At 74.6% G+C, this 16,523-nt stretch carries 12 protein-coding genes; 10 read left to right on the plus strand and 2 right to left on the minus strand.

All coding sequences use genetic code 11. From position 1 onward, the window contains the following. Positions 1-31: 31 nt before the first annotated feature. The 4 genes from OG472_RS41770 (at position 32) to OG472_RS41785 (ending at position 5,720) form a co-directional block, all read left to right on the plus strand. A complete protein-coding gene (locus OG472_RS41770) occupies positions 32-439 on the plus strand; it encodes a GNAT family N-acetyltransferase (protein ID WP_401611775.1) in 408 nt (135 codons plus the stop codon). An 80-nt stretch (positions 440-519) separates the two neighbouring features. Further along, entirely contained in the window at positions 520-1,401 is an 882-nt protein-coding gene (locus OG472_RS41775; RefSeq protein ID WP_405834494.1) for a hypothetical protein, read from the plus strand. Beyond that, positions 1,401-3,572 carry a bifunctional serine/threonine-protein kinase/ABC transporter substrate-binding protein gene (locus OG472_RS41780; protein ID WP_405834495.1) on the plus strand — a complete coding sequence of 724 codons (2,172 nt, stop codon included), beginning with the start codon at positions 1,401-1,403 and terminating at the stop codon, positions 3,570-3,572. Before OG472_RS41775 ends, OG472_RS41780 begins: the two co-directional genes overlap by 1 nt. 6 nt (positions 3,573-3,578) lie before the next feature. Continuing rightward, positions 3,579-5,720: a bifunctional serine/threonine-protein kinase/ABC transporter substrate-binding protein gene (locus tag OG472_RS41785; protein ID WP_405834497.1), complete on the plus strand. Its 2,142-nt coding sequence runs from the start codon at positions 3,579-3,581 to the stop codon at positions 5,718-5,720. Positions 5,721-5,739: 19 nt separating this feature from the next. Here the strand turns inward: OG472_RS41785 and OG472_RS41790 are convergent, their stop codons facing one another. Then, positions 5,740-6,360 carry an L-threonylcarbamoyladenylate synthase gene (locus OG472_RS41790; protein ID WP_401611766.1) on the minus strand — a complete coding sequence of 207 codons (621 nt, stop codon included), beginning with the start codon at positions 6,358-6,360 and terminating at the stop codon, positions 5,740-5,742. Positions 6,361-6,583: 223 nt separating this feature from the next. Between OG472_RS41790 and OG472_RS41795 the strand changes: the two genes are divergently transcribed. The 5 genes from OG472_RS41795 (at position 6,584) to OG472_RS41815 (ending at position 12,001) form a co-directional block, all read left to right on the plus strand. After that, a complete protein-coding gene (locus tag OG472_RS41795) occupies positions 6,584-8,671 on the plus strand; it encodes a SpoIIE family protein phosphatase (RefSeq protein ID WP_405834499.1) in 2,088 nt (695 codons plus the stop codon). An 87-nt stretch (positions 8,672-8,758) separates the two neighbouring features. Beyond that, the gene (locus tag OG472_RS41800) at positions 8,759-10,033 is read left to right on the plus strand and encodes a serine hydrolase domain-containing protein (protein WP_405943033.1); all 1,275 of its coding nucleotides are present in this window, start codon (positions 8,759-8,761) and stop codon (positions 10,031-10,033) included. Positions 10,034-10,091: 58 nt separating this feature from the next. Beyond that, entirely contained in the window at positions 10,092-10,616 is a 525-nt protein-coding gene (locus tag OG472_RS41805; protein ID WP_401611760.1) for a GNAT family N-acetyltransferase, read from the plus strand. 51 nt (positions 10,617-10,667) lie between these two features. After that, entirely contained in the window at positions 10,668-11,459 is a 792-nt protein-coding gene (locus OG472_RS41810; protein ID WP_401611758.1) for a class I SAM-dependent methyltransferase, read from the plus strand. 143 nt (positions 11,460-11,602) lie between these two features. Next, positions 11,603-12,001, plus strand: coding sequence for a DUF4440 domain-containing protein (locus tag OG472_RS41815; RefSeq protein WP_405943034.1), 399 nt, complete (start codon positions 11,603-11,605; stop codon positions 11,999-12,001). A 43-nt stretch (positions 12,002-12,044) separates the two neighbouring features. Here OG472_RS41815 and OG472_RS41820 read toward each other — a convergent pair whose 3' ends face one another. Then, on the minus strand, positions 12,045-15,290 hold the full coding sequence (locus OG472_RS41820) for an amidohydrolase family protein (protein WP_405943035.1): 3,246 nt from the start codon (positions 15,288-15,290) through the stop codon (positions 12,045-12,047). A 173-nt stretch (positions 15,291-15,463) separates the two neighbouring features. Between OG472_RS41820 and OG472_RS41825 the strand changes: the two genes are divergently transcribed. Continuing rightward, positions 15,464-16,360, plus strand: coding sequence for an aminoglycoside phosphotransferase family protein (locus OG472_RS41825; RefSeq protein WP_405835027.1), 897 nt, complete (start codon positions 15,464-15,466; stop codon positions 16,358-16,360). Positions 16,361-16,523: the final 163 nt, after the last annotated feature.

Genomic DNA, 16,523 nt, shown 5'->3' on the forward strand with positions numbered 1-16,523 from the left:
TTGCCTATTACATGCGGGGAGTTGCGGCGGTATGTGGACCTGTGAGCGAGTCGTCGGTGCAGACCTGGACGTCGAGGAGGTCATCGGCCTCTACCGCGCCTCCACCCTCGCCGAGCGCCGTCCCGTCGCCGACGTGGAGCGGTTCTCCCGGATGCTGGCCGGCGCCAACCTCGTGGTCGTTGCCCGCGCCGACGACGGCAGCCTCATCGGCATCGCCCGCTCGATCACCGACGGCGCGTACTCGACCTACCTCAGCGACCTGGCCGTCGACGTCGCCTACCAGGGCAAGGGCGTGGGCCGCGACCTCATCCGCGTCACCCGGGAGGCGGCGCCCGAGGCGAAGGTGGTCCTGCTCTCCGCCCCGGCGGCGGTCGGCTACTACCCGCACATCGGCTTCACCCGCCACGAGTCCGCCTGGACCCTCGGTACGCGGCGCTGAGCCGGTCGCCCGGAGGACGCCTGAACACCGCTTTCCCATAGGCCAGTTGCGCGCGGCCGCAGCGGGGTACGATCCGTGCCGTGGGGGGACCGGAGACACGCAGACGGCGCTCTGCGCTGCACGCCTACGGGTGCGCGGCAGCGGGCTTGTTCCTACTCGTCGGGTGTGCGGCCGACGGCACGGCGAAGGGCGGTGCGGCGACGAGTGACGCGGCGGGCCGCACCCCGGCCGCGTCGCCCGCCACGGGCGGCCCGGCCCCGGGCGGCTCCGGCGCGAGCACGCCGGCCGCCTCGCCCAGCAGTTCCGGGTTCCCCCTCGTGCCTGCGCTGGACGAGTCGAAACAGCCGAAGACGGCCGCCGAGGCCCGCGACCTGCTCGGCCGGATCGTCATCACCGAGGCGGCCTTCGGCCCGGAAGTCGTGCGCAGCACCCCGTTCGAGAGCGATCCGGGCCGCTGGCCCGTCCTCGACGAGGACTGCGTCTGGCAGACCGCGGACCTGCCGGACGACGTACTCGCCACGAGCACCCGCTCCTTCCACATTCCGGCCAAGGACGGCCGCGGCCGCCTGCAGTTCAACGCCACGGTCACCATCCACCACAACCGCCAGGAATCCGGCTGGGAGACCGCACGCGCCATGGAAGAGGTCCTGCGCTGCCCGGTCCAGAAGCTGCGGGAGGGGGAGGAGCTCAAGAACCTGTGGGGAGGCTCCCTCTACCTCGGTGAACAGATGAACGGCTGGACCGAGGACGCCTTCAGCGAGTCCGGCGAGTACGTCAGCACGAAGCACGGCGGGCCCCACCACTACCGGTGGCACCAGGCCCAGTTCGGACCGGTCACCGTGGCCGTCGCCGGCAAGAGCGCGGCGGGCTACACCGACGACGAGATGGTCGCTTTCGTCGTCCAGGGCACCAGCCGGCTGATGATCCAGGCCAAGCAGGAGCTCGGAAAGGCGGCGGGCTGATGGAGCGGCTCCTTCCCTCGGACCCCTCCCGGATCGCCGGGTACCGCCTCCTCGGCCGGCTCGGCGCCGGCGGCATGGGCGTGGTCTACCTCGGCCGCACCGACGACGGGGCGCTCGCCGCCGTCAAGGTGATCCGCGCGGAGTACGCCGACGAGGCGGACTTCCGGGCCCGCTTCCGCCGCGAGGCCGAGATCGCCGCGGAGGTCGACAGCCCGTGGGCCGTACGGATCACCGGCGCCGACCCGGACGCGCCCGAACCGTGGCTGGCCACCGCCTTCGTCGCCGGCCCTTCCCTGGCCGAAGCCGTCACGGCCCACGGCCCGCTCCCGCTGCGCGCCGTACGGATCCTCGGCAAGGCCTTGGCCAAGGCTCTCGGAGGGATGCACGCACAGGGCCTCGTCCACCGGGACGTCAAGCCCGGCAACGTGCTGCTCGGCATGGACCGGCCCCGGCTCATCGACTTCGGAATCGCGCGCGGCGGCGAGCACACCGCCCTGACCTCCGCCGACGCGGTCCTCGGCACTCCCGGCTTCCTCCCGCCCGAGCAGGCCGAGGGCCGCCCCGCCGAACCGGCCGGAGACATCTTCTCGCTCGGCTGCCTCCTCGCGTACGCCGCCACCGGACGCCTGCCCTTCGGCACCGGAACCGTGGACGCGGTGCTCTACCGGACCGTCCACGACGAGCCCGATTTCGGCCCGGAGATCCTCGCCGACCCCGAACTCGGCGCGCTCCTGCGGACCTGCGTCGCCAAGCACCCCGACATCCGCCCCACCGCGGACGAGGTGGACGCGGCACTGACCGAGGACACCCCGGGCGAGGGCACCGACTGGCTGCCCGACCCCGTCGTCGCCACCATCGCCGAGCGGGCCGCCGCGCTGCTCGCCCTGCCGGGCATCGACGAGACCGTGGCCGACCCGGACGCCGCCCCGGCGCCCGGCGCGGCCGCACCCTCCCGCAGGCGTTTCCTCGCCCTCGCCTCCGGCGGCGCCGTGCTCGCGGCCGGCGGCGGCCTGGCCGCCTGGCTGGCACTGCGCGAGCGGGACAAGCCCCGGGCCGCGGACGCGAACGCCCCCCGGCCATGGGTGATCGGTCTGCACGCCGACCTCTCCGGCCCGCAGAAGGCCGCCGGACAGGCCCAGGAACGCGGGGTGCGGCTGGCCGTCGACGCGTTCAACTCCCGCAAGGACAAGCCGTTCACGCTCACCGTCGCCACCGCCGACGACGCCGGAAGGGCCGACCGCTCGGCGGCCGCCGCCACCGGACTCATCGCCAACCGCGACCTGTTCGCGGTGATCGGCCCCACCGGCAACGACTCCGTGATCCCGTGCCTGGAACTCTACGGCGAAAGCTCCGTACCCCTGGTGACCGTGTCCGCCCTGGCGACCACCTTCAGCGTCACCGACCGGCGCAGCTTCTTCCAGAGCTGCCCGATCTCCTCGGCCCAGGCCGCCGCGGTCAACCTTCAACTGGCCGGAAAGCAGGGCGTCCGGAAGATGGGCATCCTCAGCGACCGCGACGGCGACACGGACACCTGGCAGGCGGCCCTGCTGGTGGGCCGCACGATCGCCCTCTTCGCGCCCGGGGCCACCTTCTACGTGCGCGTCGTCCCGCGCGGCACCCAGGACCTGGCCCCGGTGGTCACCGACATGCTCGCCCACGGCGTCGACGGCTTCTTCTACACGGGCACCCCGGCCGGTGGGGCCAAGGCGGCCGCACTGCTGGCGGCCGCCGGCTTCAAGGGGCCCCGCGCCGCCGACTACACCATCGCCGGCCCGGACTTCCTCGCGGCCGCGGGGCAGGCGGCCGAGGGCTGGCAGTTCTGCACGCCGTACACCGGCCCCGAAGCCCCCGAGGTCGCGGAGGTGGCCCGCGCGCACCAGGCGGCGTACCGGTCGGCACCCGCGATCTGGACAGCGGAGGCCTTCGACGCGACCCGCCTGGTCATCGAAGGCCTCGTCACCGCCGCGGCGGGCGGCAGCCGCCCGAACCGAGCCGACCTGCTGACCGCACTCACCCAGGGCACCTTCCGCGGCCTGACCAAGGAGTTCACCTTCGACGAGCGCCGGCAGCTCAAGGGCAACATCTACTTCCTGCACAAGGTGGAGGGCGGCCGCATCCGCTACGTGGGCCCGGCCGCCGAGCCCGCGCCCGCCGCGTCCCCGGCGGGGTAGCCGCGGATGCGCCCCCTCACCCCGGCCGATCCGTCGGCGATCGGCGGCAACCGGCTGCTGGGACGCCTCGGTTCGGGCGGCATGGGCACGGTGTACCTCGCCCGCTCGGCCGCGGGCACCCTGGTGGCGGTCAAGGTCATCCGCGCCGACCACGCCTCCAACCCGGACTTCCGCCTCCGCTTCCGTCGCGAGGTGGAGGCCGCCGGGCAGCTGACCGGGCGCTGGGTGGTCCCGGTGGTCGCCGCCGACGCGGAGGCGCGCGAGCCGTGGCTCGCCACCCCGTTCGTCCCCGGGCCCGCCCTGTCCGAGGCGGTGGGAGGGTACGGTCCGCTGCCCGTCCGGGCCGTACGGACCCTGGGTGCGCGGCTCGCCGAGGCGCTCGCGCAGGTCCACGCCGCCGGGCTGGTCCACCGCGACGTCAAACCGGGCAACATCCTCCTCGCCCCGGACGGGCCCCGGCTGATCGACTTCGGGATCGCCCGCGCCGAGGGGGCCGCCACGCTGACGGCCGTGGACGCCGTCATCGGCACGCCCGGATACCTGGCTCCGGAGCAGGCCCGGACGGACGGCGCCGCGGCGGGCGCCCCGAGCGACGTGTTCTCCCTCGGCTGCGTCCTCGCGTACGCGGCGACCGGGCACGGCCCGTTCGGCGGCGGGCACGCGGCCGCCGTGGTCTACCGCACGGTCCACGACGAGCCCGAACTCGCCGGTCTTCCGACGGAGTTGCTCGAACCGGTGCTGGCCTGTCTGGCGAAGGACCCGGCCGCCCGGCCGACCCCGGCCCAGCTGAGCGCCGTACTCGGAGACCAGCCGTCCGGGGCCGACGCCGAGGACTGGCTGCCGCCCGCGCTGTCCCGCCTCATCGCCGAACGCTCCACCAGGGCCCTGGACCTGCCCGTTCCGGAGCCGACCCGCATCGACGCGCCGCAGGCGCCCGTACGGGGCCTCACGCGCAGGCGGCTGCTCGCGGCCGGGGCGGGCCTGGTCGCCGTCGGCGCGCCGACCGCCTGGTTCACGACCCGGGAGAAGGCCCGCGGCGCGGCGCCGCCGCCGGCCCGCGACCTCCCCACCCTCACCCTCGCCCTGCAGGCCGATCTGACCGGGCCCGGCCGGGCCGTCGGCCAGGCGCACGAGCGCGGCATGAGGCTGGCCGTGGACGGGCACAACGGCCGGGCGGACGCCGCGTTCAGGCTGGCCCTGCGCGTCGCCGACGACGGCGGGGACGCAACGCGCGCCGCGCAGGTGGTCAAGGAACTGGTTGCCGACCCGGCGGTCACCGCGCTCACCGGCCCCACCTGGGACGCGGCCGTGCCCGAGCTGGCCGCCGCCTGCTCCGCGGCCGACCTCGCCCTGCTGCTGGTGGCCGTCGACAGCCCGGAGACCGCCCAGTCCCAGTGGCGGACCCTGTGCGCCACCCGCCCGGCCGGGGACCGGTTCGCCCTCCCGGTGATCGACTACCTCAGCCGGATCCGGCCCGTCAAGAACACCGGCATGGTGGAGGACGTGGAAGGCGGTGAGCCCACCTGGCCGCTCGTGCGCACCCTGCAGCAGAGCCCGCCCTCGATGGGCACGCTCACCGTCCACCGGATCCCGGTCGGCAGCTCCGACTTCGCGGGCGCGGTACGCGCCCTGACCGGGGCCCGGGCCGAGGCCGTCGTCTACGCCGGCACCTCACCGCAGCGCGCGGCCCGACTGGCCCGCGCGCTGACCGATGCCGGATTCCAGGGCCCGCGCGTGGCTCTCCAGCACGTCATGGAACCGGCCTTCCTCGCGGACGCCGGGCCGGCCGCCGAGGGCTGGGTGTTCAGCGCCCTCTTCACCGACCCGCTGGCCGTCCCCGCCGCCGCCGGGTTCGTCGGGGCCCACCGCGCCGCGCACGGGGAGCCGCCGGGCCGCTGGGCCACCGAGGCGTACGACGCCGTGGGCCTGCTGGCCGCGGCCCTGACCGGCCTGGACGAGGAGGGGAGGGGCCGCGCGGGCCTGACCCGGCGGATCTTCCGGACGACCCACCAGGGCCTGGCCAAGCCGCTCGCCTTCGACACGGGCACCCACGTCCTGACCGGAGAGCGCACCGCCCACCTCTACCGGGTCGAATCCGGCGCCTACCGGTACCTGGGCCTCTACCCGGACGTGCGCCCCTCCACGTGAGCGCCCGGGCCCGGTGCGGCTACTCGAACCGTGCCGTGTCGCCCGCGCCCCGCCGTACGATCTCGGCCTCGCCGCCGGAGAAGTCGATGACCGTGGTCGGCTCGGTGCCGCAGTCGCCGGAGTCCAGCACGGCGTCCACCTCGTGGTCGAGCCGCTCCTTGATCTCCCAGCCCTGCGTCATCGGCTCCTCCTCGTCGGGCAGCAGAAGGGTGCTGGAGAGCAGCGGCTCACCGAGCTCGTCGAGCAGGGCCTGCGTGACGACGTGGTCGGGAATCCGGACTCCGACCGTCTTCTTCTTGGGGTGCAGCAGCTGGCGCGGCACCTCCGACGTCGCAGGGAGGATGAAGGTGTAACTGCCGGGTGTCGCCGCCTTGATCGCGCGGAACACGTCGTTGTCGATCTGGACGAACCGGCCCATCTGCGCGAAGTTCTGGCACACCAGGGTGAAGTGGTGACGGTCGTCGAGGTTCCGGATGGACCGGATCCGGCTGATGCCGTCACGGTTGCCGAGCTGGCATCCCAGCGCGAAGCAGGAGTCTGTCGGGTACGCGATGAGCGCGCCGGAGCGGATGATGTCGGCCACGTTGCCGATCGTGCGACGCTGAGGATTCTCGGGGTGCACGTCGAAGTATTTCGCCATCCGCCGAGCCTACGTGGTCCCGGCGCCGGGGCCCGGGCCGCGGTGAATCGCAGATGCGCGCGCTGAGTGAACCGACCCGGGCCGATGACCGGCCACCCGTCCGGGCGGGCGCTCCGGACGCTGCCGGGAGGGTTCCGGGGCACGATGAGAGGTAGCCGTGCGCCCCGGGCCGCCGCTGGGCGGGTGGGCGCCGGGCCGAGGGTGCCGGAAGGGAGCGTCCCCGATGGGTTCGATCGACGGGTTGGGCGCCGGCGGGGCCGGGCGGGCCGAGGCCGGGCTCGCTCCGCCCAGCGGGCTGCTCGACGTCCTGAACGTCGCGGCGGTCGTCCTCGACTCCGAAGGACGGGTCGCCCTGTGGAGCCCCCAGGCCGAGCAGCTGTTCGGCTGGTCGGCCGAGGAGGCGCTCGGCCGTCCCGCCGCCCAGCTGCTGGCCTCCAAGGAGCACGTCGGGCTGGTCACCGAGCTCTTCGCGCGCGTCATGGGCGGCGCGGGGGACTGGGCGGGCGCCTTCCCGGTGCACCACAAGGACGGCGGTACGCGCCTGGTGGAATTCCGCAACATGCGGCTGCTCGACGAGCACGGGGAGCTGTACGCCCTCGGCATCGCGACGGACCGTACCCGGCTGCGGCAGCTGGAGCGGGACCTCGCCCTCTCCGCACGCCTGGTGGCCCAGTCCCCGATCGGGCTCGCAGTCCTGGACACGGAGCTGCGCTACGTCCTGGTCAACCCGACCCTGGAGCGGATCAACGGACTGCCCGCCGCCGAGCACATCGGCCGGGGCGTCCGCGAAGCCCTGTCCTTCCTCGACGACGCCGAGGCCGCCGAGTCGGCCATGCGCCAGGTCCTGGCGACCGGCACCCCGCTGCTCGAACAGTTCACGGCCGGCCGGACTCACGGCGGGGAGCGCACCGAACACGCCTGGTCGGTGTCGTACTACCGGCTGGAGGACGCCACCGGACGGGTCCTCGGCCTGGCCACTTCCGTGGTGGACGTCACCCAGAGTCACCAGGCGGCCCTGGAGATCGCCCGCAGCCGCCGGCGCCTCGCCCTGATCGCGGACGCCACCGTCCGCATCGGCACCACCCTCGACCTCGACCAGACCGCCCGCGAGCTCGCCGACGTCGTCGTGCCCGAGCTCGCCGACATCGCCGCCGTCGACATCCTCGACTCCGTCCTCGAAGGCCGGCCGACCCTGCGGTCGTCCGCCCACGAGCCCGCCGTGTTCCGTGCCCTGGCCGTCGCGTCCGCCTTCCCCAGCGAGGCCGTCCGCGCCGCGGACCCGCCGGGCGACATCGCCGCGTACGCCGCGGACCGGCTGGTCACCCAGTCCGTGACGACCGGCCACCCGGTGCTGGTGGCCCACGTGCACGCCCGGGACATCTCGCGCATCGCCCGCGACAGCAACGCCGCCACCCTCCTGACCCGCGCCGGCCTGCGCTCGTACCTGGCCGTGCCGCTCATCGCCCGCGGCGAGGTCCTCGGGGCGCTCGACCTCAAACGCACCCGCAACCCGCTGCCCTTCAACGACGACGACATCGTGCTGGCCGGCGAACTGGCGGCCCGCGCCGCCGTGTGCATCGACAACGCCCGCTGGTACCGCAACGCACACCACACCGCGCTCGCCCTCCAGCACCACCTCCTCCCGCACCACCCGCCGCCCACGCCCGGCCTGGAGGTCGCCTCCCGCTACCGGCCGGCCGCGGCCAGCAGCGAGATCGGCGGCGACTGGTTCGACGCCATCGCCGGCCCGGACGACACCACCGTCCTCGTGATCGGCGACGTCATGGGCAGCGGCATCAACGCCGCCGCCAGCATGGGACAACTGCGCACCGCGACCCGCACCCTCGCCGAACTCGCCCTCGACCCGCCCCAGGTGCTCCGACAGCTCGACCGCACCACGGCCGCCCTCGAAGAGACCATCGCCACCTGCGTCTACGTCGTCTACGACCCGCATCGCGCCCGGTGCCGGGTGGCCGTCGCCGGACACCTGCCGCCCGTCCTCATCCGCGCCGGCCGCACCCCGGAGCTCCTCGACCTGCCCACCGGCGCACCGCTCGGCGTGGGAGGCATCCCGTTCGAGGCGACCACCGTGGCCATGGAGCCCGGCGACCAACTCGTGCTCTACACCGACGGCCTGGTCGAGACCCGCGACCAGCCCATCGACGAACGCCTGGACCTCCTCCTGGCCCTGCTCGCCGACACCGGCCGCCCGCTGGAGGAGACCTGCGACCGGCTCCTGGGCTCCCTGCGCCGGCCGGACGACCACGACGACGTCGCCCTGGTCATCGCCCGTGCGAGGCCCCTGCAGTAGCGGACCGCTCGCCTCGCGGCCCGGCCGCCACGAGCCTAGGCTGTTCGTGATCGCTGTGCCTTGACCCCGTACGGCAGGAGGCATGTGGTGACTCCGACGCACATACGGTTCCGCCGGGCCTGTGTGGCCGCCGCCGCAGCGGGCCTGCTCGTCGCCCCGGCCGTCGCGGGCTCCGCGTACGGCACCCCCGCTCCGGTACGGTCCGCCCCCGCCGCCCCCACCCCGGACGCCGACGGCGGCTTCCCGGAACTCACCCCCGCCGTCGCGGCCCAACTCGACGCCGCCGTGCTCAAGGTCATGCGCGAGGCGCAGGTGCCGGGCGTGATCGTGGGGCTGTGGGCACCCGGCAAGGGCAGCTACGTGAAGGCCTTCGGCGTGGCCGACAAGGCGACCGGCGCACCCATGCGGACCGATTTCAACACCCGCATCGGCAGCCAGACCAAGACGTTCACGGTCACCGCCCTCCTCCAGCTGGTCGACCAGGGCAAGGTCGGGCTGGACGACCCGATCGGCGACTACATCGAGGGCGTACCGAACGGGGACCGCATCACCCTGCGCGAGCTGGCCGGCATGCGCAGCGGGCTCTTCAACTACAGCGAGGACGCCGACTTCGACAAGGCGTTCACCACCGACCCCGACCGTCCCTTCGCACCGAAGGAGCTGCTGGCCTACTCCTTCAAGCACCCGGTCCAGTTCGAGCCGAACGCGCAGTTCCAGTACTCCAACACCAACCTGATCCTGCTCGGGCTGCTGATCGAGAAGGTCACCGGCAGGCCGCTCAAGGACGTCATCGACCGGGACGTCGTGGCGCCGGCCGGACTGCGCCGCACGCTCTTCCCGACCGGTGCGGAGTTCCCCGAACCGCACGCGCAGGGCTACACGGACCAGACGGCCTCCGGAAGGATCGAGGACGCCGCCGACTGGAACCCGTCGTGGGCCTGGGCCGCGGGCGCGATGATCTCCGACCTCGAGAGCCTGCGCAGCTGGGCACGGACCCTCGCCACGGGCACCCTGCTGACGCCCGCGACACAGGCCCAGCGCCTGAAGACCACCTCGGTCGGCATTCCCGGCGCCGGCTACGGGCTGGGCCTCTTCAACGTGCAGGGCTGGATCGGTCACAACGGCTCGCTCCCGGGCTACGAGAGCCTGGGCGTGTACCTGCCGCAGGAGCAGGCGACCCTGGTCGTCATCCTCAACACCGACGTGCTGCACGACGGCCAGGAGCCCAGCACCCTCTTCGGCGAGGCGATCACCAGCATCGTGACGCCGGACCACGTGTATCCCGGCCACAAGCCGTCGGAACCCAAGTCGTCCGCACCCGCATCGTCGGCGCCCGTGCAGCCCGCACCCACGTCCGGCTGAGGTCCGCCCCCGGCGGCAGCGGACCGGGTCGGATGATCCGACTGTTATCGTCCGAGGTATGCCAGAGCTCATCAGCCCCACCCCGCGCCTGCACAGCTCCTGGCTCGCCGCCCAGCTGGAAGCGGGCCCCGACGCCCACCTGGACGGCGCCGGGCTCGGCTCCGACGACGACGTGGACAGCCCGGAGGGCTTCGCGGCCTGGGTGGACCGGCTGCACCGGTACGCGGACCGCACGCTGCCGGTCGAGCACGGCCGCGTGCACGCCACGTACTGGTGGATCGCCGAGGGCGACACCTATCTCGGCGCCATAGACCTGCGCCACTACCTGAACGGCTTCCTGCTCGACGCGGGCGGCCACATCGGCTACAGCGTCCGCCCCTCGGCCCGCCGCCGGGGACTGGCCACCTGGGCCCTCGCGGCCGTCCAGCACGAGGCCCGCCTGCTGGGGATGGACCGGGTACTGCTGACGTGCGACCCCGGCAACGAGGCGTCGATCCGCACGATCGAGGCCAACGGCGGTGTGCTGGAAGACGTCCGCGACACCCTCATCGGCCCCAAACGGCGCTATTGGATCAACCTCTAGCAGTCGTGTCGTAACAGTGCCGCGCGGCCGTACTGGGTCGATAGTGGGGCTGTGAGCGACTGGTCGGAGGGACCCGGGCAGCGCGGCGCCGCAGATGGCGCCGCCTGGTCCGGACGTGAGGGCGCGCGGGCATTCGCGGCGCTGGAGGCGGCCACGGACTGGCTGCTCGGTTACCCCTTCGTCTTCCGGGCCCTGTCCCGCCGGATCGGACCCGGCGCGGTCCTGGTGGACTACGGATGCGGGCCGGGCCGGGTGGCCGACCGCGCGGCCCGGCAGCTGGGGGTGCGGGTCATCGGGGTGGACACCTCCCCGGAGATGCTGGCGCTCGCCCGCGCCTCGGCGACCGCGGTGGCGGAGTACCACCTCGTGGAGGACGGCCGGGTGACCGGCCTCGCGGACGGCTGCGCGGACGCGGCCATGTGCAACCACGTGCTCGCGTCGCTGCCGACCGAGGACGCGGTGCTCGACGTCTTCACCGAGATCCGCCGCCTGCTGCGGCCGGACGCCCCCTTGGTGCTGCTGAGCACCGACCCCGCCTGCAACGGTACGGAGTACGCCTCGCTGCGGGTCGGCGAACCGGGGGAGGTGTACGGGCCGGGCGACGAGCTGACGGTGCGGCTGCGGCGCACGGACGGATCCTGGCAGGAGATGCGCAACCATGCGTGGCCCGTCGGCTACTACCCGGGCCTGCTGGAGCGCGCCGGCTTCCGGGACGTCGTCCAGCACCGGCCCACCGTGGACGAGGCGCTCACCGTCGCCGACCCGGACCTCGCGGCGGGCCGGGCGTGGCAGGCGGAGCGGGAGAGGCCGCCCCTGGTGATCACCAGTGCGCTGGTGGCCTGACCGGACGGACGTCCCGTGGACGGGAGCCGGGCCATGAGCGTCACCGACCGCCGGCGCGGGAGGACCGGCACGCCGGCCGGAGCTGTTCTTCGACCTGAAGCGGAGCGATGTCCCCCAGCCCGCACGGGTGTTACTGTCGCGCCATGTCCAAGGCCGAGATAGACGTGGTGACCGCCGAGTTCTTCGGCGCCTTCGACAACCGCAGTGGCAAGACCGCCGACGTGGGACGGATCCGCCGGCTGATGCTGCCGGGCGGAGTGATCGTGAAGACCGGCCCGGACCTCACCTCCTACACCGTGGACGAGTTCATCGAGCCGCGCCGGCTGCTGCTGTCCGGCGGCCGGCTGGCCGAGTTCTCCGAGTGGGAGACCTCGGAACGGACCGAGATCGCGGGCGACATCGCGTCGCGGTTCGGCGAGTACCGCAAGTCCGGGATCCTGGACGGCGAGCCGTTCGAGGGCGGCGGGACCAAGACCATCCAGTTCGTCCGGACCGCGCAGGGCTGGCGGATCGCCGCCTTCGCCTGGTTCGACCAGCCCTGACCGCGAGGCCGACGGCGCATGGCGCCGACCTCAGTGGGCGTCCTCAGTGGGCGTCCTCCGGGGCAGTGCAGCAGCCGTCCCGGAGCATCTGCTGCAGCACGGCCCGCCAGTCCCCGGGGGCCGCGTCCGGCGTCGCGCCGGAACGGCCGAAGGCGCGCTCCAGGGCGGGGCGTTCACGCAGGACACCGCCCCGGACCGTGGCCCGTACGCGGACCAGGTCCGCGAAGTCGCTGAAGGGATCGCCGTCGACGAGGGTGAGGTCGGCGATCCTGCCCGGCTCGACCGTGCCGAGCCGGTCCGCGACGCCGAAGACCCGGGCCGGGGTCCGGGTCACGGTCGTCAGGGCCTCCGCCGGCGACATCCCGTACCGGTGCAGGGCGCGCAGGGCGAGGTGCAGGTGGAGCCCGACGGGGGTGAGCGGCGCGTCCGTGCCCAGTACGAGACGGCCGCCCCCTTCGACGACACGCCGGTAGACGCCCACCTCCCGCTCCAGGACGGCGCTCTGCTCCGCGCTCGGCGCCGTCGCGGCCGCGGCCCGGACGGCCTCCACGTCCCAGGGCGGCATCAGGGCCGTCACCCGGGGATCGGCGGCGAGCGCCGGATCGGCGCCGAGCAGCGGCAGCGCGGTGAAGGGGGTGGCGATGAGGTCGAAACCGCCGCGCGCGTACACCTCCACGGTGTCCTGGTACGTGTGGCCCCGCGGGGTCGCCCCGTGGCCGTACTCCGCGCGCTCGGTCGCCACCAGGTGCGTGGTCAGGTCCTGGCCGGCCTGGATGCCAGGGGCGCACAGGTGGGAGCCGGCCAGGACGCCGAGGCGGTCGTGGGCGAACCGGGCCGCCTCGGCCATCAGCTCGTAGGGGGCGCGTACGTACGTCTTGACGAAGTCCCAGTCCAGCGCCTCGGCCCGGGCCAGGGAGCGGGCGAATCCCGCACGGGTGCGATGCGCACGCCCCATGCTGTAGGCGACCCGGGAGCCGTCGAGGAGCTCCCCGCCGGCCAGCATCCGCGGCGCGGCGAGCAGCCCGGCCCGGATGTCCTCGCGCAGCCGGGCCTGCTCGTACGCCGAACCGCCCAGCGAGACCACGGTGGTGACGCCGTACGCGAGGTGCAGCGCACCCTGGCGCGCCCCGTACGTGTAGGGGTACGGATGGACGTGCGAGTCCCACAGACCCGGCAGGACCGTGCCGTTGGAGGCGTCCACGGTGCGGGCGGCGCGGCGGCCCGGCCGGTGCGGCTCGACGGCGGTGATCCGGCCGCCGCTGACGAGGACGTCGACGTCGGCCCGGGGCGGCGAGCCGGTGGCGTCCCACAACAGCCCCGCGTGCACGACGGTGTCGACGGGTGCGGGGCGCCGGTAGGAGAGGGAGACGGGCACGGTGCGGGCGGGCCCGGCGGGCGCGCCGGAGCCGTCGAGGGCGAGCAGGCGCAGCCGGGCGCAGGACTGGTAGAGCAGCGTGCGCGAATCCGCCGACCAGGACGGGTGGTCGGCGGGCTCGTCGGTCAGGCGGCGGGCCGGGCCGGTGGGCGTGCCGTCCGGCCTGACGGGCAGCAGCCACAGGGCCGACTCGCTGACGCAGGCGAGGAAGCGGCCGTCGGGTGACCAGACGGGTCCGGAGGCGTAGCGGTCCGCGAGTGAGGCGTGCGGGGCGAGCGCGTGGAGGCGGGCGGCGCCGGTGGCGGTGTCGACGATCCGGATGAGGTTGTAGCCCTCGCGGAAGCGCCGGCTGAGCCGGTTGCGGTCGCACAGGGCGAGGTGGCGGCCGTCGGGCGACCAGCTGGGCGGGCCGGGCAGTCCGCCGCCGCCCAGGGCCGGGACCGGCGGGGTCTCCGTCCCGGTCGCGAGATCGCGTACGAGGAGCCGCCCGGCCAGGTCCAGCGCGGCGAGCCGCCTGCCGTCCGGGGAGAGCGACCCGTAGACGCGGCCGCCCGGCGCGAGCACGCTCTCCCGGCCGCCGTCGAGCTCCCGGCGGCGCACGGTGTTCAGCCCGTCGCGGTCGTCGGTGTAGACCAGGGACCGGCCGTCCGGGCTCCACACGGGCCCCTGGACGTAGGCCGTGGCGGGGGCCTGGACGACCTTGCGCGGCGCCCCGCCCGCGACGGGAGCGATCCACAGCGCGTTCAGTGCGGCGAAGGCCACGCTGCGGCCGTCGGGGGACAGGGCGGGCAGGTGGATGCCCCGGACCGGGCGGCTCTGCTCGGCCTCCAGGACGTACTCCTTGACCCGGTAGCGGGGGCGCGTGACGCTGAGCGTGGCGTCGAGGGGGATCTCCTGGCCGTCGTCGCCGTCCCGGTGCGGGCGGATGATCCTGAACCGGCCGTCGAGGGTGATCAGCAGCCGGTCGTCGCCGATCCAGCGCGGGGGAGCGGGCGCGAGGTCGCCGTCGAGGGGGACCTGACGGCCGTCGGCGAACAGGCTCAGCGTCTCGGCCTTGCGGGGGCCGGGGGCCGCGGACAGCCAGGCGGTGCGGCCGGCGGGGGAGAGCGCGGGGGCCAGCAGCCGGCCGTCGGTGACGGTGTGTTCGATCCGTACGGTGCCCGGGCCGTCGCCGGGGCCGGCGGCGACGGAGGCGATGGTCCGGGCGGTCAGCGTGTCCCCGGCCGGCGTGCCCGCGGTCAGGGTGGCCCGGACGAACAGCACGCGGGAGCCGTCCGGCGACCAGACGGGGTCGAAGTCCTCCCACTCCCCGTCCTGGCCGGGGCCCTCCTGTCCGGGCAGGCCCGTCAGGCGGCGCGGGCGGCCGCCCGTGACCGGGACGGCCCAGATCCGGTACGGGCTGCCGGCCACCGGATCACCGCCGCGTTCGGAACAGCAGGCGAGGGTGCGGCCGTCGGGCGACCAGGCCGGCGCGCGGTGGTCGAAGGGACCGTCGGTGAGCCGGCGCAGACCGGAGCCGTCCGCGTTCATCACCCAGAGGTGGAAGGCGCCCCCGCGGTAGGCGCTCATCGCCACCTGCCGGCCGTCGGGGGAGAACACCGGACGCCCGGGCTCCAGATCGGGCGGGGTGAGCTGCGTCGCGGGCCCGCCGTCCGGGGGCAGCGACCACAGGACGTTCTGCACCTCGGCGACGACCCGGTCCCCGCCGGCCGTGGCGGTCGCGGCCCCGTTGGTCGCACGGGTGAACCGCAGCGCGACCGGCGCCGCCCCGGCCGCGGAGTCCCGGGCAACGGCCGGGACATCCTGGGCACCCGCCGGGACGTCCTGGGCACCGGCCGCGGGGGAACGGCCGAGCAGCGCCGCCGCGGCTCCCGCCGAAGCCGCCTGCAGCACGGTCCTGCGCGCAACTCGCATTCCGACCACTCGCCTCACCTGTCGACGTACGTACCTGCCGATGACCGCCCCGGACATCCCGTCGGCAATCGAACGATCAAGACCCCCTCCGGGCAACGGCGCCACCGTCCGGGATAAACCGCTTGGCCCCGGCGCGCCCCGGTGATCGGATGGCGGACGTGATCACAGGACAGATGCATCCCGGTCAGCACCCCGTCGGCGACGACCTCGTACGGCGGCTGGTCGCCGGGCAGTTCCCGCAGTGGGCGGGGATACCGGTGGAGAGGTACCCCTCCGGCGGCACGGTCAACGCCATGTACCGGCTGGGCGAGGACATGGTCGTACGGCTGCCCCTGCTCGAGGGCGGAGCCGGGGACGTGTCCCTGGAACGGGAGTGGTTGCCGCGCCTCGCACCCCGGCTGCCCACGGCCGTTCCCCGGGTGCTCGGGGCCGGGGAGCCCGCCGAGGGGTATCCGTGGCGGTGGTCGGTGTACGGGTGGCTGGCGGGCGAGAACCCGGAGGCGGGCGCGCTGGGCGAACCCGCGGCGCTGGCCCGGGACCTGGCCGGGTTCGTGGCGGCGATGCGGGACATCACCCTGCCGGGCGCGCCACGGGCCTACCGCGGCGGGCCGGTCGCCTCGCTCGACGGGGCCACCCGGGCGGCGATCGAGGAACTGCGCGGGATCCCGCAGGAGGGCGTCGACTGCGATGCGGCCGCCGCCGTATGGGAGGACGCGCTGCGGGCCCCGGCATGGGACGGGCCGCCGGTGTGGCTGCACGCCGATCTGACGCCCGGCAACCTGCTCGTGCACGGCGGCAGGCTGACCTCGGTGATCGACTTCGGGTGCACGGGGGTGGGCGACCCGGCGTGCGACCTGTTCCCGGCGTGGAACCTGCTGCCGGCCGGTGCGCGGGAGGTCTTCCGCGAGGCGCTCGGCGCGGACGACGCGACCTGGAGACGGGGCCGGGGCCGGACGCTCTCGCAGGCGCTGATCGCGCTGCCGTACTACCGGAGCACCAACCGGGCGATGGCGCACAATGCCCGGCACGTGATCCGGGAGGTGCTGGCGGAAGCGCACGGCGCGCGCTGAGGCCTTCGACCGCGACCACGTGGCGTGACCTGCGCCGCCACCGGGTCGCCTCGCCGCCGGTCGTGCGGCGGAACGGGATCCCGTCGTGCGGAGGGCCGGGGCCCGTCGTGCGGCGGAACGGGGCCGGGCGGGCGCTCCGGCGGCGCCCCCGCCCGGCCGCCGT

Origin of the sequence: Streptomyces sp. NBC_00207 (assembly GCF_045160965.1) — a bacterium.
In the GTDB taxonomy this organism is placed as follows: Bacteria; Actinomycetota; Actinomycetes; order Streptomycetales; family Streptomycetaceae; genus Streptomyces.

Coding starts and splice junctions, on each gene's coding strand:
- OG472_RS41770 (WP_401611775.1), top strand. CDS start 32: ATGTGGACCTGTGAGCGAGTCGTCGGTGCAGACCTGGACGTCGAGGAG.
- OG472_RS41780 (WP_405834495.1), top strand. CDS start 1,401: ATGGAGCGGCTCCTTCCCTCGGACCCCTCCCGGATCGCCGGGTACCGC.
- OG472_RS41785 (WP_405834497.1), top strand. CDS start 3,579: ATGCGCCCCCTCACCCCGGCCGATCCGTCGGCGATCGGCGGCAACCGG.
- OG472_RS41790 (WP_401611766.1), bottom strand. CDS start 6,360: ATGGCGAAATACTTCGACGTGCACCCCGAGAATCCTCAGCGTCGCACG.
- OG472_RS41795 (WP_405834499.1), top strand. CDS start 6,584: ATGGGTTCGATCGACGGGTTGGGCGCCGGCGGGGCCGGGCGGGCCGAG.
- OG472_RS41805 (WP_401611760.1), top strand. CDS start 10,092: ATGCCAGAGCTCATCAGCCCCACCCCGCGCCTGCACAGCTCCTGGCTC.
- OG472_RS41815 (WP_405943034.1), top strand. CDS start 11,603: ATGTCCAAGGCCGAGATAGACGTGGTGACCGCCGAGTTCTTCGGCGCC.
- OG472_RS41820 (WP_405943035.1), bottom strand. CDS start 15,290: ATGCGAGTTGCGCGCAGGACCGTGCTGCAGGCGGCTTCGGCGGGAGCC.
- OG472_RS41825 (WP_405835027.1), top strand. CDS start 15,464: ATGCATCCCGGTCAGCACCCCGTCGGCGACGACCTCGTACGGCGGCTG.